General features: G+C 70.7%; 13 protein-coding genes and 1 tRNA gene. 3 read left to right on the forward strand and 11 right to left on the reverse strand.

Annotated elements, in window-relative coordinates:
• Nucleotides 1-29: 29 nt before the first annotated feature.
• Genes ACG04Q_RS09470 through ACG04Q_RS09485 form a run of 4 tightly spaced genes read right to left on the reverse strand, consistent with a single transcriptional unit; the run spans nt 30 to nt 7,137 of the window.
• A complete protein-coding gene (locus ACG04Q_RS09470; protein ID WP_394510661.1) occupies nt 30-3,179 on the reverse strand; it encodes an ATP-binding protein in 3,150 nt (1,049 codons plus the stop codon).
• Nucleotides 3,176-5,743: an ABC transporter permease gene (locus ACG04Q_RS09475; RefSeq protein WP_394510662.1), complete on the reverse strand. Its 2,568-nt coding sequence runs from the start codon at nt 5,741-5,743 to the stop codon at nt 3,176-3,178. Before ACG04Q_RS09475 ends, ACG04Q_RS09470 begins: the two co-directional genes overlap by 4 nt.
• A gap of 39 nt (nt 5,744-5,782) precedes the next feature.
• A complete protein-coding gene (locus ACG04Q_RS09480; RefSeq protein WP_394510663.1) occupies nt 5,783-6,733 on the reverse strand; it encodes a PA2778 family cysteine peptidase in 951 nt (316 codons plus the stop codon).
• Complete coding sequence (locus tag ACG04Q_RS09485) at nt 6,730-7,137, reverse strand: PA2779 family protein (protein ID WP_394510664.1); 408 nt, start codon at nt 7,135-7,137, stop codon at nt 6,730-6,732. The genes ACG04Q_RS09480 and ACG04Q_RS09485 overlap by 4 nt, the downstream gene beginning before the upstream one ends.
• A gap of 152 nt (nt 7,138-7,289) precedes the next feature.
• Here ACG04Q_RS09485 and ACG04Q_RS09490 point away from each other — a divergent pair.
• Nucleotides 7,290-7,363, forward strand: a tRNA-Gly gene (locus ACG04Q_RS09490).
• 92 nt (nt 7,364-7,455) lie between these two features.
• On the opposite strand, the gene ACG04Q_RS09495 is transcribed toward ACG04Q_RS09490, so the two are convergent.
• The 3 genes from ACG04Q_RS09495 to ACG04Q_RS09505 form a co-directional block, all read right to left on the reverse strand.
• On the reverse strand, nt 7,456-8,394 hold the full coding sequence (locus tag ACG04Q_RS09495) for a diguanylate cyclase domain-containing protein (RefSeq protein WP_394510665.1): 939 nt from the start codon (nt 8,392-8,394) through the stop codon (nt 7,456-7,458).
• Nucleotides 8,391-10,985 carry a response regulator gene (locus tag ACG04Q_RS09500; protein ID WP_394510666.1) on the reverse strand — a complete coding sequence of 865 codons (2,595 nt, stop codon included), beginning with the start codon at nt 10,983-10,985 and terminating at the stop codon, nt 8,391-8,393. Before ACG04Q_RS09500 ends, ACG04Q_RS09495 begins: the two co-directional genes overlap by 4 nt.
• 120 nt (nt 10,986-11,105) lie before the next feature.
• On the reverse strand, nt 11,106-12,770 hold the full coding sequence (locus tag ACG04Q_RS09505; protein WP_394510667.1) for a bifunctional metallophosphatase/5'-nucleotidase: 1,665 nt from the start codon (nt 12,768-12,770) through the stop codon (nt 11,106-11,108).
• A gap of 401 nt (nt 12,771-13,171) precedes the next feature.
• On the opposite strand from ACG04Q_RS09505, the gene ACG04Q_RS09510 reads away from it, so the two are divergent.
• Entirely contained in the window at nt 13,172-15,619 is a 2,448-nt protein-coding gene (locus ACG04Q_RS09510; protein WP_394510668.1) for a TonB-dependent receptor, read from the forward strand.
• A gap of 106 nt (nt 15,620-15,725) precedes the next feature.
• Here the strand turns inward: ACG04Q_RS09510 and ACG04Q_RS09515 are convergent, their stop codons facing one another.
• The gene (locus ACG04Q_RS09515) at nt 15,726-17,210 is read right to left on the reverse strand and encodes an NAD-dependent succinate-semialdehyde dehydrogenase (protein WP_394510669.1); all 1,485 of its coding nucleotides are present in this window, start codon (nt 17,208-17,210) and stop codon (nt 15,726-15,728) included.
• Between the two features lie 106 nt (nt 17,211-17,316).
• Here ACG04Q_RS09515 and alaS point away from each other — a divergent pair, with 106 nt between their 5' ends.
• Nucleotides 17,317-19,938 (forward strand): alanine--tRNA ligase, encoded by a 2,622-nt coding sequence (gene alaS / locus ACG04Q_RS09520; protein ID WP_394510670.1) that lies wholly within the window; start codon nt 17,317-17,319, stop codon nt 19,936-19,938.
• A gap of 48 nt (nt 19,939-19,986) precedes the next feature.
• Here alaS and ACG04Q_RS09525 read toward each other — a convergent pair whose 3' ends face one another.
• From ACG04Q_RS09525 to ACG04Q_RS09535, 3 genes are all read right to left on the reverse strand, one after another.
• Nucleotides 19,987-22,107: a methyl-accepting chemotaxis protein gene (locus ACG04Q_RS09525; protein WP_394510671.1), complete on the reverse strand. Its 2,121-nt coding sequence runs from the start codon at nt 22,105-22,107 to the stop codon at nt 19,987-19,989.
• A gap of 89 nt (nt 22,108-22,196) precedes the next feature.
• Nucleotides 22,197-22,721, reverse strand: coding sequence for a chemotaxis protein CheW (locus tag ACG04Q_RS09530; protein WP_394510672.1), 525 nt, complete (start codon nt 22,719-22,721; stop codon nt 22,197-22,199).
• Between the two features lie 27 nt (nt 22,722-22,748).
• The gene (locus ACG04Q_RS09535) at nt 22,749-24,884 is read right to left on the reverse strand and encodes a chemotaxis protein CheA (RefSeq protein ID WP_394510673.1); all 2,136 of its coding nucleotides are present in this window, start codon (nt 24,882-24,884) and stop codon (nt 22,749-22,751) included.
• Between the last annotated feature and the right edge of the window lie 18 nt (nt 24,885-24,902).

Below are 24,902 nucleotides of genomic sequence, written 5' to 3' on the forward strand. Positions count from 1 at the left end.
CGGTACGGCGCGGGGTGGATCTCAGGCACTCATTCTGCCCGCTCCGGCTGGGCGGACGATGCCAACAATTCGTCAACCAGGGCCAGCAGTTCGCGTACGTCCAGCGGCTTGGTCAGGTAGTGGCGGGCGCCGGCCTGGCGGGCCAGTTCGATCTGCTCGGGCTGCGCATTGGCCGACACGACGATGACTGGCAGCGCCGGCGCCCCGGGAGGCTGCAGCTGGCGCAGCAGCGCCAGGCCGTCGCCGTCGGGCAGCTGCCAGTCCAGCAGTAGCAGTGCCGGGGGGCGCTCGCGCAGCGCGCGCAGGCCGGCCTCCACCGTGGAGGCGACCTCCAGCTCCAGCCCCGGGCGCTGCTCCAGGATGCCGCGCATGACGTCGGCGTTCAGCGGGTTGTCTTCCACGTACAGCAGCCGCCGGTGCGGGCCGGGCTGCGGCTGGGCCGGTTCCTGCGGGCCGGACTCGGTCGTGGCCGGCGCGGCCGCGGCGGCGGGCAGGCGCAGCACGAAGCAGGCGCCGGGGCCGTCGACGGCCTCGGCGCGCAGGCTGCCGCCCATCATCTCGGCCAGGCGCTGGCTGATGACCAGCCCGATGCCGGTGCCAGGCAGCCCGCTGCGCTCGCGGCCCAGCCGGTTGAACGGCTGGAAGAGGGCGGCGCGCTGCTCGTCGGTCAGCCCCAGGCCGGTGTCGCGCACGGCGATCTCCACCCAGCCGGGTTCCGGGCAGCGGGCCTCGACGGCAACGCTGCCGCCGGGGCGGTTGTACTTGACGGCGTTGCTGAGCAGGTTGGTCAGCACCTGCGTGACGCGAGTAGCGTCGCCCAGCAGGCGCAGCGCGTCGGGCGCCAGGCGCTGGCTGATGCTCAGGCCGCGCTCGGCGGCGCTCTGCTGCACCAGCGCCTGTGCGCGCGCCAGCAGCGGCGGCAGCGCCAGCGGCGCCAGCTCCAGCCGCAACGAGCCGGCCTCGATGCGCGACAGGTCCAGCGTGTCGTTGATCATCTCCAGCAGATGCCAGCCGGCCTGTGCGATCTGCTGCGCACGGGCGCGCTGCGCCGGCGGCAGCGGCTCGCCGGCGTCCATCTGCATCAGCTGCGTGAAGCCGAGGATGGCGTTCATCGGCGTGCGCAGCTCATGGCTCATCCGCGACAGGAACTCGTTCTTGGCCTGGTTGGCCGCCTCGGCGGCCTCGCGGGCGCGGCCCAGCTCCTCGATGCGCAGCTGGTCGGTGATGTCCTCGACGATGCCCACCAGCCGGTGCGGCCGGCCGTCGCTGCCGCGCAGCAGGCTGACCAGCACGCGCGCATGCACCTGGCTGCCGTCGGGCCGCACGTAGCGCTTCAGGCGCCGGTAGAACGGCAGCTCGCCGCGCATCAGCCGGCGTCCCAGGCGGATGTCCTCGCGGCGGTCGTCGGGGTGGGTCACGTCGACGGAGCGCTGGCCAATCAGTTGCTCGGCCGGGCGGCCCACCAGGCCGCAGAAATAGGCGTTGACCTCCTGGAACCCGCCGTTCAGATCGGTGAACGCGATGCCGATGGGGGCCGTCTCGAAGATGCTGCGGAAACGCTGTTCGGTCTGCATCAGCGCATGCTCGCCCTCAGCGCGGCTGGCGATCTCGCGCTGCAGCGCCGCGGTGCGCTCGCGCACGAGGGCCTCGACGTGCTGGGTGCGGCCCGACATCAGCAGCAGCAGCGCCCCCACCATGGCCGTGGCCAGCAACCCCACCAGCGCAAACGCCCAGCTGCGCCCCGGCGCGGGCGTGAGGCCCGGCAGGTCGTAGATGCGCACTTCCCAGGCACGGCCGCCAAAGCTCAGCGGCAGCTTCACCAGCGGCAGCGCCGACGCGGTGCCGCGCTGAACCGCCTCGCAGCCGCGCCGGCCGGCCAGGCGCGGGAGCGCCACGCCGGGCTGCAGGTCCACCAGGCAGACGCCCAGGTACTCCGGCCAGTCTGCGGCCAGCCGCGACAGCAGCACGTCCGGGCGCAGCGTGGCGAACACGTAGCCGCTCGCGCCTGTGCCGCCTCGCTGCAGCGGCTGGTAGATGACGACGCCGACGCCCTCGTTGTCCTGCGAGAGCTGGAAGCCCGCGGACGCGACCGCCCGGCCCGTGGTGGCAGCCTGCTGCGTGGCCACGCGCGCCACCGGCACGCTGCGCACGTTGATGCCCAGCGCACCGGCGTTGCGCGACAGCGGCTCGATGAGGCGGATGGCCAGCACGTCCTCGTCGGGCGGCGGGCTGACGTCGCCGGCGCGTGTGCGGTCACGCACCTGGAAGCCGGTCGGGAAGCGATCGGTGGCTGCTGCGGCGGTGAACCGTGCGAGCTCGGCGCGCGGTACCTGCAGCGCCAGGCCCAGCGCGATCAGCGGGCTGTCCTCGGTGAGGAAGCCGCGCGTGGCCTGCTCGAACTCGTCGCGCGTGGGCAGCGGTTTGACCTTGACGAGCCCGTGCACGCCCTCCAGCGCCAGCAGCGGCTCGCGCAGCCGCCCGGCCAGCGCCTGCGCCGCATTGGTGGCCTCGCGGGTGAAGTCGGCGCGGTTGCGCTGGCGATCCCATTCCATCGTGGCGGCCACGCCCAGGCCCACCAGCAGCGTCGTCAGCAGCATGGGCAGGCCCACGCTGAGGCGGCGTGGCACCCAGGCCCGCCGCGGCTGGCCGATCAGTGCCAGCGTGATGGGCGTGGCGATCAGCACGCCCATCAGGTCACCGGTCCACCAGACGGTCCACACCAGGCCCATCTGCGCGGTGGCGATGACGCCCGCGGCCTTCAGCGCCAGCGTCGCGCAACTGGGGCTGACGACGCCGGCCAGCGCGGCCGCGGCCAGGTAGCCGGCCACCTCGCGCGGTGACGCGAGCAGCAGCGGTTGGCCGCACCAGCGCCGCACCAGCAGCACGCCGGCCGCCGCCTGGGACGCCGCACCGCAGCCGATGGCCAGCGCCAGCGGCAGCGCCTGGCCGCCTTGTGTCGTCGCCTGCACGACGAACGAGCCCAGCGCGACGGCCGGCAGGTAACGCAGCCCCAGCACCAGCAGCACGGCCAGCCCCCAGCCGGCGGCCGGGTAGATGGGGGCCAGCTGGTAGGGCGGCAGCACCATCAGCAGGCCCAGCCGGCCCAGCAGGTAATAGACGGCCGTGATGCCCGCGGTCAGCGCCAGGTAGCGGCCGATGTCGCGGGCAGCCAGCTTCATTCCGCCTGCGCCTCCCGCAGCGTCTGCACCACCGGCCGCTGCAGCACGCCCTGCAGGCTCCACCAGCCGGCGCTCCAGGCCAGCAACGCGCCGAACGCGGCACTCGCGAGAGGCACCCAGGGCTTGAGCTGCCAGTCGAACTCGAACACGAAGCGAGCCAGCAGCGCCGCCAGCAGCAGCGCCACCGCGCCGGCCAGGAAGCCGGCCAGCGCGCCCACGCCCAGCAGCTCGGCGCGCTGCACCTGCGCCAGCAGCGACGACGGCGCGCCCAAAGCCCGCATCAGCCCGAACTCACGTGTGCGCGCCTCGCGGGTGCTGCCCACGGCCGCCAGCAGCACCACCAGCCCCGTCGCCAGCGTGAAGCCGAACAGGAACTGCACGGCCTGGATGACCTGGTCCAGCACGCCCTGCACCTGGTTGAGCTGGGCCGACACGTCGATGACGGTGAGGTTGGGGAAGCGGCGCGCCAGCTCGCGGTCCAGCTTGCCCGCGGCCGGCGTGCGGTAGGCGGCAATCTGCGTGGCCGGCAGATCGGGCAGCTCCGCCTGCTCGAACAGCACGAAGAAGTTGACGCGCATGGACGACCAGTCCACCTTGCGCAGGCTGGTCACGCGGCCCTGCACAGGCTGGCCGGCGATGTCGAAGGCCATCCGGTCGCCCAGCTTCAGGTTCAGCGTCTTGGCCAGGCCTTCCTCCACGCTCAGGCCCAGTTCGCCCGCCGCGGCCGAACCCCAGCGGCCGCCGACGATCTGGTTGTGCGCCGGCAGCTCGGCGGTGTGGCTGAGGTTGAACTCGCGCTCGGCCAGGCGCTGGGCGCGGTCATCGGCAAAGCGCCTGGCCTGCACCGCCTCGCCGTTCAGCGTCGTCAGGCGGCCGCGGATCATGGGGTACCAGTCGTACTGCTGCACGCCGGCATCGGCCAGCGCCTGGCGGAAGTCCGCGCCCTGGTCGGGCTGGATGTTGATGACGAAGCGGTCCGGCGCGGCGGCCGGCGTCGCGGCGCGCCAGCTGTCGATGAGGTCCGTGCGCAGCAGCACCAGCAGCGCCAGCGCCAGCAGCCCCACCGCCAGCGAGGACACCTGCATGACGGCAAACCCCGGCCGCGCCGCCACCTGGCGCGTGGCCAGCAGCAGCCAGCGCGGCACGCCGGCGCCGCTGACGTTGGCAGGTACCACGCGGCGCAACAGCTTCACCGCCGCAAAGGCCAGCAGCGCGAACAGCAGCACCGCGCCCGCGAAGCCGGCCGCCGCGATGGCGCCCAGCGTCAGGTCGCCCGCCAGCACGACGAGGATGGCCGCCAGGCCCGCCACGCCCGCGCCCAGCACCAGCAGCGAGCTGGCCTTGGGCGCGCCCAGATCGCGGCGGATGACGCGCAGCGGCGGCACGGCCGCCAGCTGCAGCACTGGCGGCAGGCCGAAGCCCATCAGCAGCGACAGCCCCAGCGCCAGCCCCAGCAACGCCGGCCAGACGCTGGGTGCTGGCAGCGCCACGTCGATGAGGCCGGCCAGCAGCGACACGAACACCTGGTGCAGCCCCAGGCCCAGCAGCACGCCGACGACGCTGGCGGCCAGCCCGGCCAGCAGGAACTCCAGCCCGTAGGCCCAGGCGATGCGACGCTGCGGCTGGCCCAGCACGCGCAGCATCGCGCAGGCGTCCAGGTGGCGGGCGGCGAAGTCCCGCGCGGCCAGCGCCACGGCCACGGCGGCCAGCAGCGCCGACAGCATGGCCACCAGCCGCAGGAAGCGTGCGGCGCGGTCCAGCGTCTGGCGCATCTCGGGCCGGCCGGACTCCAGCGACTCCAGCCGCAGGCCGCGCAGCTTCTGCGCCTCGATGAGCTTCTCGGCGCCCGTGACGAAGCGCTTCACGGCGTCCGGCGCGGCGCCCGGCGCGGGCGCCACCGCGAGGCGGTAGGTGATGCGGCTGGCGGGCTGCACGAGGTGGGTGGCGGCCAGGTCGGCCTCGGCCAGCATCACGCGCGGTGCGAAGTTGATGAAGCCGGCGCCGCGGTCCGGTTCGGTCTCGATGAGGCCGCTGATCCTGAGCCGGCTGTCGCCCAGCAGCAGCGTGTCGCCCAGCTTCAGCCCCAGCCCGTCGACGACGGCCGGGTCCACCCAGACCTCGCCGGCGGCCGGCGCCTGGCCCTGGCCGGGCAGGCTGCTGCGCAGCGTGATGCGGCCCCGCAGCGGGTAGCCGCTGCCGACCGCCTTGACCGCGACCAGCCGGCTCTCGCCGCCCTGCGCCTCGTCGGCGCGCGCCATGCTCGGAAAGGCTGCCGTGCCGACGGTGGTGAGCTTGAGCTCCGCAGCCAGGTCGACGAGGGGCTGCGGCGTCGGCTGGTCGCTCGCGACGACGGCGTCGCCACCCAGCAGCTGCGCGGCATCGCGGCGCAGGCCCTGGTCCAGCCGGTCCGACAGGAAGGCCACCGCGCACAGGGCCGCCACCGCCAGCGCGACAGCCAGCATCAGCAACCGCAGTTCACCGGCGCGCCAGTCCCGCAGCAGCTGCCGCCAGGCGACGGCCAGCGTGGCGGGAGGACGTGGGGCGGGTGGGGCAGCAGACGTCATGCGCGCGACTGTAGCCGTGCGGGTGCCGCCTGCCAGTCGTCAGCGCTGAGCGTCCAGCGCCGCCAGTGTGGCGATGGCGGCATCGCGCCACGCCGGCTCGGCGGCGTTGGCGCGCTGCAGGCCCTGCCTGGCCGCGGCGAGCGCGCCAGCGCGGTCGCCCGCGTCCAGCCGCAATCGCGCGAGGTTGATCCAGGCCACCGCACTGTCGTGCTGCGTCGCCACGGCCTCGAAGGCGGCCCGCGCGCCGGCCGCGTCCCCGGCCGCCGCTCGCGTGTTGCCGAGGCCGATGCCGGCCAGCAGGTTGCCGGGCCAGCGCGCCAGCAGCGCCTGGTAGGCCAGTGCCGCGCGGGCGGGCGACGCTGCACGCTCGAAGCCGACGGCGGCGTCCAGCGCATCGGCTTCCCGCGCGGTGGCGGGCAGTTGCCCCGGCGGCAGCACGGCGATGGCCCAGTGGCCGCCGCGCGCCCAGGTGTATTCGAAGGTGCGCAGCGGCAGCACGGCGCGTTCGGTGGTGCCGCTGCGCAGCACGACCTCGCGCGTGGCCAGGTCGTAGCCGACGACGACGGCGTAGTGCCAGCGCGGGATCAGGTCCAGGCCGAGGTTCTGCAGCACGACGACCGCGTGGCCGGCAGCGACCTCGCGCAGCAGCGCCGGCAGTTCGCGCGGCAGTTTGGTGGCGAGTGCGCCCTGGCGGCGTGCGCCGCCCAGCATCTCCAGCTGCAGCGTGCCGGCCCGCGACGGCAGGAAGACGGCGTCGGCGAGCCGGTCCGGGTCTGCGGGCAACCCGGCGTGCGCCAGCGCGGTGGCGAGCGCGGCGGGCCCGCAGTGGTCGCGCGTCTGCGGGAAGAACGGCACCTCCGTTCGCTCCACGCGTGCGGGCAGGTCTTGCGGCGGGCTGGCCAGCAGCGCGGCCGTCTGCGGCGGCGTGAAGAAGCTGGCGCAGCCGCTCAGCAGCAGCGCGGCCAGCGCCGCCGCGGTTCGGGCGATCAACGCACCGAGCGCGTGAACGGGAACACCTTGGTCAGGCCCAGGATGTCGGTCACCAGCAGGATGATGAACACGGTGAACAGCACGCCGACGACATCGGCGGCGCCGGCCGGGTCCTGGTCGATCTGCGTGACCATCTTCTGCGCCTCGGCATCGGTCAGGGCGTCGACGCGGGCGCGCATCTCGTCGGTGGACACGCCGCGGGCCTGCAGCATGGCGGCCAGGTCGGCACGGTCCAGCGCGGCATGCAGCCGGGCATGGGCCTCGGAGCGCGTGGCGGCCTGCTGGGCGGCCGCGGCCTGCTCGGTGCTGATGAGCGCCGTCGGCGCGGCTTGCGCCATGCCGCTGAAGACGATGGACGAGATGAGCAGCGAGGCGAGGGCGCGGCGGGCGGTGTTCTTCTTCATGGGGGCTCCTGCTTGGGGAGGCGGTTGTGGGTGGCCGGCATGCTAGGGCTTGACGCCTGCCGCGCCGGGCCGGCCATTGCAACAAGTCGTTCTTGCGGCCTTGTCCTACAGCGGGGCCGCGCGTGCCGCTTCCCGTACACTCGCAGCCCGATGCGGGTGTAGTTCAATGGTAGAACTTCAGCTTCCCAAGCTGACTACGTGGGTTCGATTCCCATCACCCGCTCCAAATGCACACGGCCCCAGCAGGGGCCGTTCGCATTTGAGCGGCGTGTCGGGCGGCGTGTCCGGGGTTCGGGATGAGATCCCGCCGGGGTTCGCTCACCCCTCCACCCAGCTCACCCGAGCCCGCCCCGCCGCCTTGGCCAGGTACAGCGCCTTGTCGGCCGCCTCGACCAGGCCCTCGGCCTGCACGCCGGCCGAGACGCCCAGGCTGATCGTCACCGGCCCGTCCATGCCCGGATGCGGCAGCGCCAGCGCGCGCACGGTGTCTTCCATCAGTTGCGCCACGCCGATGGCGCCGGCCAGGTCGGTGTCGGGCAGCAGGCAGACGAACTCCTCGCCGCCGTAGCGCGCCAGCAGGTCGGTGGGCCGGCGCAGGCAGGCGCGCAGCGCCGCCGCGACGCGGCGCAGGCAGTCGTCGCCGGCCAGGTGGCCCAGCGCGTCGTTGTAGCGCTTGAAGCGATCGACGTCGGCCAGCACGACGGCCAGCGGCGCGCGGGTGCGCTGGGCGCGGCGCGACTCGGCGATGAAGCGCTCGTCGAAGTGGCGCCGGTTGTGCACGCCGGTCAGTCCGTCGACGAAGGCCAGCTCGCGCAGCAGGTCGGCCTGGGCCTTGAGCGTCAGCTGGGTGCGCACGCGGGCGCGCACGACGGTGGGGTTGAAGGGTTTGGTGATGAAGTCGGCGGCACCGGCGTCCAGCCCGCGGGTCTCGTCGTCGGGGTGGTCCTGCGCGGTGACGAAGATGACGGCGATGCCGCGCAGCAGCGGGTCGGCCTTGAGCTCGGCGCACAGCTGGTGGCCGTCCATGCCGGGCATCTGCACGTCCAGCAGCACGAGGTCGGGCTGGCGCTCGCGGCACAGCTGCAGCGCGCGGGCGCCATCGGTGGCCATCAGCACCTGGCAGTCCGGCGCGAACACGCGGTGCAGGGCCTGGATGTTGACGGGCTGGTCGTCGACGATGAGCAGCCGCGGGCGGCGCCCCGACGGGCCATGGCCGCGGACCAGCGGCGTGTGTTCGGGCAGCGAGATCTGCATCATGGGCGGGGCTCCAGCGTGGCCTGCAGCTCGTGGCACAGCGTCAGGGCGGTGTCGAAGTCCAGCGCCGCCATGGCCGCGTCCAGCGCGGCGGCGGTGCCGGGCGGCAGCTGCGGGCGCAGAGCCTCGTGGGCGTCCAGCGCGGCGAGGTCGGAGCCGGCCAGCAGCTCGGTCAGCATTGCCAGCTGCGCGGCCAGCGTGCCGGCCGCGGGCGGGGCGCCGGCGGCGGCGTGCAGCGCCTGCACGGCCTGGCGCGCGTTCAAGTTGGCGGCTAGCCGGTCCAGCGCGGCGAGGTCCACCTGGCGACGCTCCTGGAAGCGCTGGCGCCAGTCGGGGTCGGGCGCGGCGGCGTGCTCGCCCTCGGCGGCCAGCGCGGCGAGCTGGCCGGCGCCCAGCATCGCGGCCAGGCCGCGGTAACCGTGCAGGCCACGGGTGGCGGCCTTGCCGCCCTCGGTCAGCGCCTGGGCGATGTGGCGGTCCTGCTCGTGCAGCGCGGCCAGCGTGCGCTCGAACAGCTCGACGCGGCCGGACATGCGTGCCAGCGCCTCGGCCAGCGCGATGCCGGCGCGGCCGGCGTCGTCCAGCAGCGCGGGCGGCAGCTCGGCCGCGGCGGCGCGTTCGGGCGCCGCCACGGTGCCGCAGCGGCGGTGCAGCACGGCGACGACGGTGTCGGGGTCGAAGGGTTTGACGATGTGCTCGTCCATGCCGGCGTCCAGGCAGGCCTGGCGCTCGGCGGCGAGTGCGCCGGCGGTCATCGCGATGACGGGCAGCGTCAGGCCCAACTGGCGGCGCATCAGCCGGGTGGCGGTGGTGCCGTCCATCACGGGCATCTGCACGTCCATCAGCACGGCGTCGAAGCCGGGGCGGCCGCGCGCCTGGGCCAGCAGCGTCAGCGCCTGCTGGCCGTCGCCGGCCAGCGTGACCGTGGCGCCTTCCAGCTCCAGCAGCTCGCGCGAGACCTGTTGGCTGGCGGGGTTGTCCTCGACGACGAGCAGGCGCAGCCCGGCCAGTCGCTGCGGCGCGGGCTCGGGGGGCGCGGCGTTGCCGTGGCGGGACTGCGTGGCGGCGGCGACGGCCTGGCCCAGCATCGCCGCGGTGATGGGCTTGACGAGGAATCCGTCCAGCAGCGCCTGCTCGGCAGCACTGCGCTGGGCCAGCCGCTCGCGGTCATGGCTGGTGACCATCAGCACCAGCGGCGCCGGTCCCAGCAGCTGGCGCAACCGCACGGCGGTCTGCCAGCCGTCCATGTCGGGCATGACCCAGTCCAGCAGCACGACCTCGGGCGCCTGCGCGGCCGCCAGCGCCAGCGCCTCGGCGCCGCTGCCGGCCAGCCGCACCTGCCAGCCCAGCGAGCGGGCCAGCGCACCGATGACGCGGCGGGCCTCGGCGTGGTCGTCGATGACCAGCGCCTGCAGCGCCTGGCGGGGCGGCGGCGGCGGCGGGGCGTCGCCGGGCAGCGGGAAGCTCAGCGAGAAGCTGAAGCAGCTGCCGGCGCCGGGGGTGCTGTCGACGTGGATGTCGCCGCCCATCAGCCGCACGAGGCGGCGGCTGATGGCCAGGCCCAGGCCGGTGCCGCCGAAGCGCCGCGCGGTGGAGGCCTCGGCCTGGGTGAAGCCGGAGAAGATGCGCTCGAGCTGCTGCGGTGCGATGCCGATGCCGGTGTCGCGCACCGAGAAGGCCAGCGTGACGCTGCCGGTGGCCTGCATGACGCGCTGGATGGCCAGCACGACCTCGCCCTGGCTGGTGAACTTGATCGCGTTGCCGGCCAGGTTGACGAGCACCTGCTGCAGGCGCAGCGCGTCGGCGTGGATGATGGCGGGCAGGGCGGGGTCGAGGTCGAACAGCACCTCGATGTCGCGCCGGTCCACATGCGCGGCCAGGATGACGGAGAGGTCGCGCAGCAGCTCGTCCAGCCTGGTGGGGTGCGGGTCCAGCTCCAGGTGGCCGGCCTCGATCTTGGAGAAGTCGAGGATGTCGTTCAGCAGCCCCAGCAGGCCGCGCGCGGCGCCCTCGCTCTTGACGGCGTAGTCGCGCTGGCGGGCATCCAGCGGTGTCTTCTGCAGCAGCCGCAGCATGCCCAGCACGGCGTTCATGGGCGTGCGGATCTCGTGGCTCATGTTGGCCAGGAAGCGCGTCTTGGCCAGCGAGGCACGCTCGGCCGCGACGCGTGCCTGGACCTGGGCGGAGAGGTCCAGGCAGGTCACCACGAGGCTGCCGTCGGGCAGCGGCGCCGTGCGGGCCTCGATGACGCGGTTGCCGGTGCGGTAGGTCTCCAGCCGGCGCGGCTGGCCGTCGCGGGCCAGGGCCAGCGCCGCCTCGACGGTGGCGCGCGCCTTTTCGCCCTCGCCGTAGTCGCCGCGCGCAGCGAAGAAGCTGACGAGGTCGTCGAAACGCAGCAGCGGCTCTTCGAACAGCGAGGCGGGGATGTCCAGCAGCCTCTCGAACTCGGCGTTGTGCACCACCAGGCGGCGCTCGGCGTCGAACACGGCCAGCCCGCAGGGGAGGTGGGCCAGCACCTCCAGCACCAGCGGGCTGGGCGCGGGCCTGAGCCGGTGCTCGGCACCCGCGCCACCTTGCTTGTCCCACGCCGCCATCGCTCCCCCGAACCGCTGGCGCCCGGCCAGCTGTGCCGGACGTCACGAGTCTAGGGTGCACATGCGGCGAGTCCTGCGTCGGCGTCGCTGCAATTGGTTACAGGTTTCCCCTGTGCCCCCTCACTCGCGGACGATGCGGCCCGGGGCGATGCGGTCCATGGCCAGCGGCTGGTCGCGCAGCAGGCCCACCAAGGCGTCGATGTCGGTGCCCAGCACGGCGCGGTCGCGGCCGTGGCGGAAGCCCGCCTGCGCGTCGCCGCCCTCGGACAGGAAGTTGTTGACGACGATGCGGTAGTCGCGTGTGCGCTCCAGCGGTTTGCCGTCGATGAGGATCTCGCCCAGCTGCGGCGTGCCGTCGGGCCCGGTGCGCCAGCGGTAGTGCAGCGTCCACGACGGCTGCAGCATGCGCGGCGCGGCGTCGCCACGGGGCAGCTGGCGCTGCAGCACGTCCCACAGCTGCTGGCCGGTCAGCGTCAGCACGACGATCTCGTTGCCGAAGGGCTGGATGGCCAGCAGGTCGCTCATCGTCGTGGGCTTGCCGGGCTCCACCACCAGGTCGGCGCGGATGCCGCCCGGGTTCATGAAGGCGATGTCCGCCGGCCCCTGCTTGCGGGCGAACACGAGCTGGCTGTCGGCGATGAGATTGCCCAGCGCGGCGTCGCCGTGGGGTTCCTTGGCGCTGCGCACCGCGCCGCGCGGCAGCGTGGCCACGGGCTTCAGGCGCGCGGCCTCGGTCAGCGCGGCGGCGCGGGCGACCAGGTCGGCCAGCGCAGCATTGGGCGCGTAGGCCGACTGCAGCACCGGGTGGTTCACGGCACTGGCTTCCAGCACGCGACCGGCGGCGTCGATCTTGAGCTTGCTCTCGGTGATCCAGCCGCCGTAGCTGCCGGCCTGCACGACGAGGCGACCGTTGATCTTGCAGGTGTAGGCCTGGTGGGTGTGGCCGCCGATGATGATGGCGTAGGCCGGGTCCAGGCGCTTGGCGATGTCCAGCACGCGGCCGCTCAGCGTGGGGCAGGCGTAGCTCGGGTCGTTGGCGGCGCCGTCCTTGCCCTGCACGCCGCCTTCATGCATGACGGCTACCAGCACCTGCGCGCCCTCGGCCTTGAGCTGGGGCACCAGCGCGTTCAGCGTGTCGGCCTCGTCGGCGAAGCGCAGGCCCTGGATGGCCCGGGCGACGATGACCTGCGGCGTCTCCTTGGTCGCCACGCCCGCGACCGCGACCTTGAGCCCGCCCGCCTGTTGCATCACGTGCGTGGGCAGCACCGGCTTGCCGGTGGCGGCATCCAGCACGTTGGCGCCCAGGAAGGGGAAGCCGGGGCCCCGGTAGCCCGGCCACAGGCAGCCGGCCGGCGCGCATTCGCCACGCGCCTGGCGCAACAACTCGGGCAGGCCGGCATCGAGCTCGTGGTTGCCCAAAGCGCTGGCCGAGATGCCCAACTGCGACATGGCGGCCAGCGTGGGCTCGTCGCGCAGCAGGTTGGAGATCAGCGGCGAGGCGCCGATGAGGTCGCCGCCGGCGACGAGCAGCGCGTCCGGGTTCTTCGCCTTCAGCTCGGCCAGCGCGGTGGCCAGGTGGGCCACGCCGCCGGCGGGCTGGGGCTTGACCTCGCCGGTGGCGGGGTCGGGCAGGCGCGGCATCAGCGGCGTCGGCTTGGCGGGTTGGATGTTGCCGTGGAAGTCGTTGATCGACAGCAGCGTCAGTTCGGTGGTCTTGCCCGGCTGGGTGGCGCAACCGGCAAGCAGGAGGCCGGCGATGACGACGGCGCTGAGGCGAAATGACATGGCGCGAAGCGAAGTTTGACTAAACCGTCGATCTTAGGAGTCCGACTGTGACGAGGGGCTGTAGCAGTTTTGCGACAGTCCGGAAATGCCTCCCTCCGGGTCGTCTGCCGACCCAATCTGGTGCCGCTGCCGGCGCATGGGAACGCCGCGCCTACTGGGAAATGCCGGCACTGGTTGCGCCGAGCTGTGACGGTCGACCCGCCCAGCGGCCGCACCTTGCTGGTGCCGGCAACCGGAGTGAAGTGTCTAAAAAGGGCCACTTCTGACTTACCCGTAAAGTTCTGTCACGGAAAGTCATGACAATTCCAGGACTGGCAAAGGTCGGACTGCTGTCCGGCTGTCATGTCAACGGAATTTGTTACAGCCCAGCGCGCCCGGCGCGCCCACTAGGAGTCACACGAATGAAGAGCAGACTGTTCTGCAAGACGGCCACGGCCCTGGCCGTCACCGTACTGGCCACCGGCACCGTGTACGCGCAGGAAGCAGCGGGTACCCAGCCCACCGAAACGCCCCGCGCCAAGGACGACGCCGTCCGCCTGGGCACCATCACCGTCGTGGGCTCCGGCGCCAAGCTGGGTTCGGGTCTGATGATCAATGACGACTCCGTGAAGGGCCGCAGCACGGTCACGAAGGCGTCGCTGGAGAAGGATCGCTCCACCGGCAACTCCTACCAGGCCATCGCGCTGCTGCCGGGCGTCAACACCTACAACTACGACGGCACCGGCCTGTTCGGCGGCGGTCTGTCCATTCGTGGCTTCAACTCCGACCAGCTGGGCTTCACCGTCAACGGCGTGCCCGTCAACGACTCGGGCAACTTCGCCGTCTACCCGCAGGAGTTCATCGACACCGAGAACGTCTGCACGACGTCCGTCGCGCAAGGCTCCACCGAACTGGAATCGCCCAGCGGCGGCGCCTCCGGCGGCAGCGTGGGCATCATCACCTGCGACCCGGCCGACAAGCGTCGCCTGCGCTTCTCGCAGACGCTCGGCGGCCTGAACATGACCCGCACCTATGTGCGCGCCGACACCGGCCGCTTCATGGACGGCAAGGCCAAGATGTTCCTGAGCGTCTCGCACACCCAGGCTGACAAGTGGAAGGGTGAGGGCAAGGCCAAGAAGGACCACGTGGACTTCGGCTTCTCGCTGGACCTGTCGGAGGACAACAAGATTCTGGGTTCGGTGCTCTACAACCGCGCCGTCAACAACAACATCTACTCGATCAGCCTGGCTCAGCTGAACGCCAACGGCTACTACTACGACTTCGCGACGACCTTCAAGCCCCGCCTGACGCCGGGCGCGGGTGCTCAGAACGAAGCCGCGACCATCGGCACGCCGGCGGCGCCGAACCCCGCCGGCCCGATGAACCCCATCTTCTGGAAGACGTCGCTGAACCCGTTCGAGAACGTCATCGCATCGGTGTCGGGCTCGTTCAAGGTTGCCCCGGACACCTACCTGAAGGTGCAGCCGTACATGTGGTACGGCTTTGGCAACGGCGGCTGGTCTGAAGTCGCGCTGAGCGAGGCCTCCGGCCTGCTGGGTGGCGCCAAGGACATCAACGGTGACGGCGATACGCTGGACACCGTCCGCGTCGGCCGCGCCAGCGTCACGCGCACGCAGCGCCCCGGCGTCACCGCCGAGCTGAGCACGACCTGGGAGAACCACTACCTGAAGTTCGGCCTGTGGTTCGAGCGTGCCAAGCACCGCCAGACCCAGCCGGCCGTGCAGCTGAACGCCGACGGCTCGCCCACCGACATGTGGATGCGCGAAGGCTGCATCCAGCGCGTCAACGGTTCCTGCTACCAGGGTCGCGACTGGTCGACGGTCAGCACCGCCCACCAGGCCTACTTCAACGACCAGATCAGCTTCGCCAACGACCGCGGCCTGATCTCGGTGGGCATCCGCGTGCCGACCGTCCAGCGTGACGTGACCAACTTCGCCAGCGAGACGACCACCCGTTCGTTCGCGTCGGCGACGGCCACGACGTCGACCAACGTGTCGCAGGACTACCAGGTCAAGCGCTCCTTCACCGAGGTGTTGCCGCAGCTGGGCATCCGCTTCAACGTCGACCCGCGCACGCAGGTGTTCGCCAACGTCGCGAAGAACTTCCGCGCGCCGTCCAACTTCGCCTACACGGGCAGCAACGTGCGCTTCGTTGCCGGCTCCATCCAGCCGTACGCCGAGGTCAAGGCCGAAACGTCCATCATGACGGACTTCGGCTTCCGCTATCAGTCGCCGGCCGTGTCTCTGGGCGCGACGATCTTCAACTCGAACTTCAGTGACCGCCAGGCCAACGCCGTTGACCCGAACACGCTGACCAACGTCTACATGAACGCGGGCCGCGTGCGCACCCGCGGTCTGGAAGTCGAAGCCGGCACCGGCGTGTTCTCGGGCTTCTCCGCCTACGCCTCGGTGACCATCCAGGAAAGCCTGATCAAGGACAACCTGCGCGTCTCCACCGCCGTGACGCTGCCGACCGCCGGCAAGCAGTTCACGCTGACGCCCCGCCACATGGCGGGTCTGTCGCTGCAGTACGAGCAAGGCCCGTTCTACGCCCGTGTGAAGGCCAAGTACTCGGGTTCGCAGCAGGCCACGCTGATGAACGACGAGCTGGTGCCGTCCTACAAGACCGCGGACCTGGACGTCGGCTACAAGGTCGGCGACCTCGGCTTCGTGAAGAACGCCCAGCTGCGCTTCAACGTCAGCAACCTGACCAACGCCAAGTACCGCAACCCGTCGTCGGGCACGGTCACCAACGCCGTGGCCTACCAGACCCAGGCCGCCCAGGGCGTGTTCTATTACCTCGGCGCCCCGCGTCTGAGCACGATCACGTTCAGCGCCGACTTCGAGTAAGCCTTCAAGAAACTGTGTGGCTGGCGGGCCGATCCGGCCCGGCCAGTCGGTTCAGTGACCGCGTGTGCAGCCAAAAGCTGCCTCGCGGTTTTTTGTTTCTGGACGACTACTTCTGGATGTCGCCCAGGCAGATGTACTTCACCTCGACATAGTCCTCGATGCCTTGCCGCGCGCCCTCGCGCCCCAGGCCCGACTGCTTGACGCCGCCGAACGGCACCTCCGCCGTCGAGATCAGCCCGGTGTTGACGCCCACCATGCCGTACTCCAGCGCCTCGCTGACGCGGAAGATGCGGCCGATGTCGCGGCTGTAGAAGTAGCTGGCAAGGCCGAACTCGGTGGCGTTGGCGAGCTGGATGGCGTCCGCCTCGGTCTGGAACTTGAATACCGGTGCAACCGGGCCGAAGGTCTCCTCGCGCGAGCACAGCATCTGCGGCGCCGCGTCGGCCAGCAACGTGGGCTCGAAGAAGCTGCCCGCCGCCGCCTCCACACGCTTGCCGCCGACCAGTACCTTGGCACCCAGCGCGACAGCGTCGGCCACGTGGGTCTCGACCTTCTGCAGCGCGGCTTCGTCGATCAGCGGGCCGACGTGGATGCCGGCCTCGAAGCCGTTGCCGGTCCTGAGCTGGGCCACACGCGCGGCGAACTTGTCCAGGAAGGCGTCGTACACGCCGGCCTGAACGTAGAGGCGGTTGGCGCAGACGCAGGTCTGGCCGGCGTTGCGGTACTTGCTGGCGATGGCGCCGTCGACGGCCGAGTCCAGGTCGGCGTCGTCGAAGACGATGAAGGGCGCGTTGCCGCCCAGCTCCAGGCTGAGTTTCTTGATCGTCGGCGCGCACTGCGCCATCAGGATGCGCCCGACCTCGGTGGAGCCCGTGAACGACAGATGTCGCACGACGTCGCTCTCGCACAGCAGCTTGCCCACCTCGACGGAGCGCTGCGAATCCGCCGTCAGCACGTTCAACACGCCGGCCGGCATGCCGGCCTGCTGCGCGAGTTCGGCGGCGGCCAGCGCCGTCAGCGGCGTGGCCTCGGCCGGCTTGATGATGACGGTGCAGCCGGCGGCCAGCGCCGGCGCCACCTTGCGCGTGATCATCGCCAGCGGGAAGTTCCACGGCGTGATGGCCGCGCAGACGCCCACGGCCTGCTTGACGACGAGGTAGCGCTTGGTCGGGTCGGTTGTCGGGATGGTCTCGCCGTAGACGCGCTTGGCTTCCTCGGCAAACCAGTCCAGGAAGCTCGCGCCGTAAACCACCTCGCCACGCGCCTCGGCCAGCGGCTTGCCCTGCTCGGCGGTCATCAGCCGGGCCAGGTCGTCGGCATGCCGGACGAGCAACTGCTGCCAGCGCACCAGCACGGCGGCGCGCTCCTTGGCGGGCTTGGCGCGCCAGGCGTTGAGTGCATTGGCGGCGGCGGCGATGGCCGTCTCCACGTCGGCACGGCCCAGGTTGGGCACCTGCGCCAGCTCGCGGCCGGTCGCCGGGTCGGTCACGGCGAAGGTCTCGGCGCCGCCCACCCATTCGCCGTTGATCAAGGCTTGCGTGCGCAGCAGGCCGGGGTTCTCCAGCGCGTCCAGCGGGGAATTCGCGTCCATTGGGGGCTTCTCCAGTCGTATTGACACCCACTCTACCCGGGGCAGGCAAGGGCCTCTCTCTACAATCGCCCCTCTTTGTCACTGACCTTTTCCAGGAAGCCCCGGGATGAAAGCCGCCGAGATCCGCCAGACCTTTCTGAAGTTCTTCGAGTCGAAAGGCCACCAGATCGTCGCCTCCAGCCCCGTGGTGCCGGGCGACGACCCGACGCTGCTGTTCACCAACGCGGGCATGAACCAGTTCAAGGACGTGTTCCTGGGCTTTGACAAGCGCGCCTACACCCGCGCGACGACCAGCCAGAAGTGCATCCGCGCCGGCGGCAAGCACAACGACCTGGACAACGTCGGCTACACCGCCCGCCATCACACCTTCTTCGAGATGCTGGGCAACTTCTCGTTCGGCGACTACTTCAAGCACGACGCCATCTCCTACGCCTGGGAGCTGCTGACCGTCCACTTCAAGCTGCCTGCCGAGAAGCTGTGGGTCACGGTCTACGAGGAAGACGACGAGGCCTACGAGATCTGGAACAAGGTGGTGGGCGTGCCGCAAGAGCGCATCGTGCGCATCGGCGACAACAAGGGCGCGCGCTACATGTCCGACAACTTCTGGATGATGGGCGACACGGGCCCCTGCGGCCCCTGCACCGAGATCTTCTACGACCACGGCCCCGACGTGGCCGGCGGCCCCCCGGGCTCGCCCGAGCAGGACGGCGACCGCTACATCGAGATCTGGAACAACGTCTTCATGCAGTTCAACCGTACTGAAGACGGCGTCATGCACAAGCTGCCCAAGCCCAGCGTGGACACCGGCATGGGCCTGGAGCGCCTGGCTGCGGTGCTGCAACATGTGCACAGCAACTACGAGATCGACACCTTCGTGAACCTGCTCGCCGCGGCCAAGAAGGCCGTGGACGAAGCCGGCGGCGGCGACTGCGATGCGAACAGCCCGTCGCTGAAGGTCATCGCCGACCACATCCGCGCCTGTTCCTTCACGGTGGTGGACGGCGTCATCCCCGGCAACGCCGGCCGCGGCTATGTGCTGCGCCGCATCGCCCGCCGCGCCATCCGCCACGGCTACAAGCTCGGCGCGCGCACGCCGTTCTTCCACAAGCTGGTGGCGGCCCTGTCCGCCGAGATGGGCGATGCCTACCCCGAGCTGCGCCAGGCGCAGGCCCGCGTGACGGACGTGCTGAAGCAGGAGGAGGAACGCTTCTTCCAGACCATCGCCACCGGCATGGAAATCCTCGAAGGTGCGCTGGGCAAGGGCAATGTCGACGGTGACACCGCCTTCAAGCTGCACGACACCTACGGCTTCCCGGTCGACCTGACCGCCGACGTCTGCCGCGAGCGCGGCGTGACGGTGGACGAAGCCCGCTTCCACGAGCTGCTGGAAGAGCAGAAGAACCGCGCCCGTGCCGCCGGCAAGTTCAAGATGGCGCAGGGCCTGGCCTACAGCGGCGCGGCCACGACTTTCCACGGCTATGAGCACCTGGTCTGCGAGACGAGCAAGGTCACGGCCATCTACATCGATGGCGCACAGGTGAACGAGGCCCAGGCCGGTGACGACGCCGTCATCGTGCTGGACCACACCCCGTTCTACGCCGAAAGCGGCGGCCAGGTCGGCGACGCTGGCGACCTGCGCAACGGCACGACGCGCGTCGTCGTCGCCGACACGCTGAAGATCCAGGCCGACGTGTTCGGCCACCACGGCCAGGTCGTCGAGGGCACGGTCAAGGTGGGCGACGTGTTCACCGCCAAGGTCGACGCCGAACGCCGTGCCAAGACCGTGCGCAACCACAGCGCCACCCACCTGATGCACAAGGCCCTGCGCGAAGTGCTGGGCGCGCACGTGCAGCAGAAGGGCTCCCTGGTGAACGCCGAGCGCACCCGCTTCGACTTCGCGCACAACGCGCCGATGACGGCCGAGGAAATCCGCGAGGTGGAAGCCCTCGTCAACGCCGAGATCCTGGCCAACGCCGGCGCCTCGGCGCAGGTCATGGCGCTGGACGATGCGCAGAAGTCGGGCGCGATGATGCTGTTCGGCGAGAAGTACGGCGAGACCGTGCGCGTGCTTTCCATCGGCTCGTCCAAGGAACTCTGCGGCGGCACGCACGTGAAGGCCACCGGTGACATCGGCCTATTCAAGATCGTCGCCGAGTCCGGCGTGGCTGCCGGCATCCGCCGTGTCGAGGCCGTCACGGGCGACAACGCGCTGACCTATCTGCAGTCGCTGGAAACCACGGTGCAGGGCGCCGCGATGACGCTGAAAACCACGCCGCACGAGCTGGGCCAGCGCCTGCATGCCGTGCTGGAGCAGGTGCGCCAGCTGGAGAAGGAACTGACCGCCGCCAAGAGCAAGCTGGCCTCCGCCCAGGGCGATGAGCTGCTGGCCCAGGCCGTGGACGTGAAGGGCCTGAAGGTGCTGGCCGCCAAGCTCGAAGGCGCCGACGCCAAGACGCTGCGCGAGACCATGGACAAGCTCAAGGACAAGCTCAAGACCGCTGCCATCGTGCTGGCGGCCGTGGACGGCGACAAGGTCCAGCTGGCGGCCGGCGTCACGGCCGACAGCATTGGCAAGGTCAAGGCCGGCGAGCTGGTCAACTTTGTCGCCCAGCAGGTCGGCGGCAAGGGCGGCGGCAAGCCCGACCTGGCGATGGCCGGCGGCACGCAGCCGGCCGGCGTGGCCGCGGCGCTGAACAGCGTGGCCGGTTGGGTGGCCGAGCGCGTCTGACTCAACCTGGCTGAATGAACGAGGCCCGCGAACCGCGGGCCTTTGTCGTTAGAAGGTTTCCCAGTCGCCGTCCTCCGCCGGGGGGCGGGGCGCCGGCGCAGGGGGCGGCTTGACAGCGGGTGCGCTCGGGCGAGGCGCTGTCACCGGCTTCGCAGCGGCAGCGGGCTTCGGTGAGCTCTTGGCCGAGGCCGTGGCGAGGGGGCGGGGAGGCGCGGCCCGCGGTGCTGCGGGAGCGGGGCGGTACGACTCGCTGCCCGACACGCGGAACACCGCAACGGCCTCCACCAGCCGTTGCGCCTGTTCCTTCAGGCTCTCGGCTGCAGCGGCGGATTCCTCCACGAGCGCCGCGTTCTGCTGCGTCATCTGGTCCAGCTGCACGACCGACGTGTTGACCGACGCGATGCCCTCGCTCTGCTCGGTGGCGGCGGAGCTGATCTCGCCGATGATGTCCTGCACGCGCTGCACGCTGGCGACGATCTCGCCCATCGTCGTGCCGGCCGCCTCCACCAGGCGGGCGCCATTCTCCACGCGCTCCACGCTGTTGCCGATCAGGGCCTTGATCTCCTTGGCCGCCTCGGCGCTGCGGCCGGCCAGCGAGCGCACCTCGCTGGCCACCACCGCGAAGCCGCGGCCCTGCTCGCCGGCACGCGCGGCTTCCACCGCAGCGTTCAGCGCCAGGATGTTGGTCTGGAAGGCGATGCCGTCGATGGTGCCGATGATGTCGGCGATCTTCTTGCTGGCGGTGTTGATCTCGTCCATCGTCGTGACGACCTGGCCGACGACCTCACCGCCGCGCGTCGCGGCGCCGACGGCAGACTGCACCAGTTGGTTGGCCGTGCGGGCCGAGTCGGCCGTCTGCCGGACGGTACCGGTCAGCTCGCTCATCGAAGACGCTGCGCGCTGCAGATTGCCGGCCGTCTGCTCCGTGCGTTGACTGAGGTCCAGGTTGCCGGTGGCGATCTCGGTGCCGGCGGTGGCTATGCTGTCCACCGAGTTGCGCACCGTGCCGATGGTGGCGGCCAGGCGCTGGCGCATGCCCTCGGTGTCCTGGATCAGCGCGCCGATCTCGTCGTTGCGGCTGCTGCTGACCGACTGGTTCAGGTCGCCCTCCGCGATGGCCCCCACGGCCTTCTGCAGCGCGGCCAGCGGCTGCGCCACCCAGCGGCGCATCATCCACATCAGGCCGAAGCCCAGCCCCGCAGCCGTCAGTGCCAGCGCGCCCCAGAAGAACCACAGCGTCGTGCGGCTGGCGGCCTGGGCCTCGCCGCGCGAGACCTGGGCGATGACCCAGTAGCCGGTCTTCTCGCTCTTGCGCGCGACGGCGAAGTTGTCGCTGGCGCCGTTGCCCAGCACGTCGGGCACGTCATCGAGCGTGACGGCGTTCGTCGTCTGCTCGGCCAGCAGCTTCTCGAAGCCCGGCGCCACGCTGGACAGCAGCTTGCCCTTGGCGGTTGGGTGAGCGGCCAGCTGCGCCTTGGTCGGGTCTTTGGGTACGGCGACGATGTAGGTGCCACCCCGCTCGAAGAACTTCGCGCTGCCAGCCATGCGGTCCATGGCCTGCTCGAATGCATCGAGGTCGTAGCCGACGAAGAGGATGCCGATGATCTTGCCGGCGTCGTTCTTGATCGGCTCGTAGTGCGTCATGTAGGCGCGCCCGAACAGCAGCGCACGGCCGGTGTATGGCTTGCCTGCCGACACGGCGGCATAGGGGGCACCCTGCCTGTCCAGCAGCGTGCCCATGGCGCGCTCGCCCTTCTCGTTCTTCAGCGACGTGGTGATGCGCTCGAAGTCGGTGCCCTTGGCCGCAAAGACCGTGGCCACGCCGCCGTTGACGGCCGCGAACTTGTCGACCTGGCTGAAATTGCCGTTCAGCTTGGGGCCCCAGTCGCGCAGTTCGCCGGTCGCCTCATCCAGCGTGAAGCTGGGGCCGAACTCCTGGCGGAAGGAGCCGAAGCTGCGCTGCGTCTGCTTGGCCGCGACATCGTCCATGGCCTGCATGGCGTCGACCAGCGAGCCGGCCTTGTCGCTCACCCAGGTGTGCACCTGGTCGTTGATCGTGCGCTTGAGCAGCGTGCCGACGATCAGGCTGACGCCCAGCAGCACGACGGCGACCGCCGCAGCGCCGGTCAGTGAGACCTGTCGGGCGATGGAGTTGACGGGCTGGCTCATGTGCACCTCCTTGAAAGCGTTGGGGAGGACAAAGCTGCGCCACCCCGCGCCGTCGCGGGTGGTTTCCGAAACAGGTCAGGCGGTGGCGGTCAGGCCGCGATGGCGGCGTCCATCAACCCCATGTCGGCGCTGCTCATCAAGCCTTCGATGTCCATCAGGATCAGCATGCGTTCGCCCACCGCGCCGATGCCGGTGATGAAGCTGGTGTCCACCGACGCCGCGCTCAGCTCGGGCGCCGGGCGGATGGCTTCGCGGTTGAGTTCCAGCACGTCCGACACCGAGTCGACGACGGCGCCGACGACGCGGTTCTTCACGTTCAGCACGATGACGACCGTGAAGCTGTTGTACTCGGCCGTCGGGCAGCCCAGCTTCAGGCGCAGGTCCACGATGGGGACGATGACGCCGCGCAGGTTGACGACGCCCTTGATGAAGTCCGGCGCGTTGGCGATGCGGGTGGGCTGCTCGTAGGAGCGGATTTCCTGCACCTTCAGGATGTCGATGCCGTATTCCTCGGAGCCGAGGCGGAAGGTCAGGTACTCGCCGCTGGCGGGGCCATGGGACTTGGCAGTGACGGCGCCTTGCTGGCGCAGGGCGGGGACGTTGCTGGCTTCCATGCGGACCTCTCTGTCGTTGGTGGATTGTTAGTGGCGAGAACGGCGCACGAGGCTGCCGACGTCCAGGATCAGGGCCACGCGGCCGTCGCCCATGATGGTGGCGCCCGACACGTCGTTGACCTTGCGGTAGTTGGCTTCCAGGTTCTTCACAACGACCTGCTGCTGGCCGAGGAGCTCGTCCACCAGCAGTGCGACGCGGCCGCCTTCGGCTTCCACGACGACCATGATGGAGCTGACGTGCTCGAAATCGAAGCGCGGCACGTCGAAGACCTTCTCCAGCTCGATGACCGGCATGTACTCGTCGCGCACCTCGACGACGCGGCCGGAGCCGGCCACGGTCTTGATGGTGTCGGACTGCACCTGGAAGGACTCGACCACGCTGCTCAGCGGCAGGATGTAGCACTCGTCGCCCACGCCCACGCTCATGCCGTCCATGATGGCGAGTGTGAGCGGCAGGCGCACGGACACCTTCATGCCGTAGCCCTCGGCGGAGTCGATCTCGACCGTGCCGCCCAGCGACGTGATGTTCTTCTTGACCACGTCCATGCCCACGCCGCGGCCGGACACGTCGGTGACCTGCTCGGCGGTGGAGAAGCCGGGCGCGAAGATCAGGTTCCAGCATTCGGCGTCGGTCATGGTGTCCGGCGCATCGATGCCCTTCTCGCGGGCCTTCTTGATGAGCTTCTCGCGGTTCAGGCCGCGGCCGTCGTCGCGCACTTCGATGACGATGCTGCCGCCCTGGTGGGAGGCCACCAGCGTGATCGTGCCCTGCTCGGGCTTGCCCTTGGCGACGCGGTCTGCCGGCATCTCGATGCCGTGGTCGCAGCTGTTGCGCACCAGGTGGGTGAGCGGGTCGGTGATTTTCTCGACCAGGCTCTTGTCCAGCTCGGTCGCCTCACCCTGCGTGACCAGCTCCACCTTCTTGCCCAGCTTGGCCGCCAGGTCGCGCAGCATGCGCGGAAAGCGGTTGAACACGGTCGACATCGGAATCATCCGGATCGACATCACGGACTCTTGCAGGTCGCGTGTGTTGCGCTCCAGATCGGCCAGGCCCGAAGTGAGCTGCTGGTACAGCGCCGGGTCGAGCTCGCGGCTGTTCTGCGCCAGCATGGCCTGCGTGATGACGAGCTCGCCGACGAGGTTGATGAGTTGGTCGACCTTCTCGATGGACACGCGCAGCGTCGTCTGGTCCATGCCGCCGGCGGCAGGCTTGGCCTCGGCCTTGGCCGGCGTGGCGGGGCGGGCGGGCACGATGGCGGCTGGCGCGGGGGCTGCTGCCGAAGGTGCGGGCGCGGCCTCGGGGGCTGCGCCGGCGGGCACGCCGGGCGCGTCGTCGAAGAAGCCGTAGCCGGGGTCGGAGGACGGCGCCTCCGCCGGCGGTGCGCCGGGCGCACCCTCGTAGAAGCCGAAGCCCGTGCCCAGCGGCATCAGCTTGACCTGGTCGCGGGCAACGTGGAACGTGAAGAGGTCCAGCAGGTCGTTGTCCGAGGAGCTGGTCAGCACCTTGAAGCGGCGCATGCCGTCGGAGCTCTGTCCGGCGTCCAGCGGCTCGATGGTGCCCAGGTCAGTGATCTCCTTGAACAGCTCGACGAGGTTGTCGGCGACGCCGGGATCGTTCAGGGGGCCCACCTGCAGCTCCAGCAGCCGTGCGCCGGGTTTGGCGGAGGCCGGAGCGGCCGCAGCCGGCGCGGGTGCCGGCTCAGGTGCCGCCTTGGGGGCCGGCGCCGGTGCCGGGGCGCCGCCGCCCTCGACGAAGCTCTTGATGCTGACCAGCAGTTCGGTCGTGTCGAAGGGGTCGGCACCCGAGCCCTGGTGGCGGCCCAGCTGCGCTCGCAAAGCGTCGCCGGACTGCAGCAGCACGTCCACCATCGCGGCGTTGGGTTGCAGTTCATGGCGGCGCAGCTTGTCCAGCAGCGTCTCCATCTGATGGGTCAGTTCGGCGACGTCGGAGAAACCGAAGGTCGCCGCACCGCCCTTGATGGAGTGGGCGCAGCGGAAGATGGCGTTCAGCTCCTCGTCGTCCGCCGCCTCGACGTTCACGTTGAGCAGCAACTGCTCCATGTTGTCGAGGTTCTCGCCGGCTTCCTCGAAGAAGACCTGGTAGAACTGGCTGAGGTCGATGCCGGCGCTGATGCTGGCGCCTTCAGTGGTCATGTCACCCATGGATGGTGCTCCCCTGGA

This window comes from Pelomonas lactea (assembly GCF_043555885.1).
GTDB classification, from domain to species: Bacteria; Pseudomonadota; Gammaproteobacteria; order Burkholderiales; family Burkholderiaceae_C; genus Pelomonas; species Pelomonas lactea.

Bases quoted from the DNA above. Each gene is read 5' to 3' on its own strand.
- ACG04Q_RS09470 (WP_394510661.1), bottom strand. From the start codon at position 3,179: ATGAAGCTGGCTGCCCGCGACATCGGCCGCTACCTGGCGCTGACCGCG.
- ACG04Q_RS09475 (WP_394510662.1), bottom strand. From the start codon at position 5,743: ATGACGTCTGCTGCCCCACCCGCCCCACGTCCTCCCGCCACGCTGGCC.
- ACG04Q_RS09485 (WP_394510664.1), bottom strand. From the start codon at position 7,137: ATGAAGAAGAACACCGCCCGCCGCGCCCTCGCCTCGCTGCTCATCTCG.
- ACG04Q_RS09495 (WP_394510665.1), bottom strand. From the start codon at position 8,394: ATGATGCAGATCTCGCTGCCCGAACACACGCCGCTGGTCCGCGGCCAT.
- ACG04Q_RS09500 (WP_394510666.1), bottom strand. From the start codon at position 10,985: ATGGCGGCGTGGGACAAGCAAGGTGGCGCGGGTGCCGAGCACCGGCTC.
- ACG04Q_RS09505 (WP_394510667.1), bottom strand. From the start codon at position 12,770: ATGTCATTTCGCCTCAGCGCCGTCGTCATCGCCGGCCTCCTGCTTGCC.
- ACG04Q_RS09510 (WP_394510668.1), top strand. From the start codon at position 13,172: ATGAAGAGCAGACTGTTCTGCAAGACGGCCACGGCCCTGGCCGTCACC.
- ACG04Q_RS09515 (WP_394510669.1), bottom strand. From the start codon at position 17,210: ATGGACGCGAATTCCCCGCTGGACGCGCTGGAGAACCCCGGCCTGCTG.
- alaS (WP_394510670.1), top strand. From the start codon at position 17,317: ATGAAAGCCGCCGAGATCCGCCAGACCTTTCTGAAGTTCTTCGAGTCG.
- ACG04Q_RS09525 (WP_394510671.1), bottom strand. From the start codon at position 22,107: ATGAGCCAGCCCGTCAACTCCATCGCCCGACAGGTCTCACTGACCGGC.
- ACG04Q_RS09530 (WP_394510672.1), bottom strand. From the start codon at position 22,721: ATGGAAGCCAGCAACGTCCCCGCCCTGCGCCAGCAAGGCGCCGTCACT.
- ACG04Q_RS09535 (WP_394510673.1), bottom strand. From the start codon at position 24,884: ATGGGTGACATGACCACTGAAGGCGCCAGCATCAGCGCCGGCATCGAC.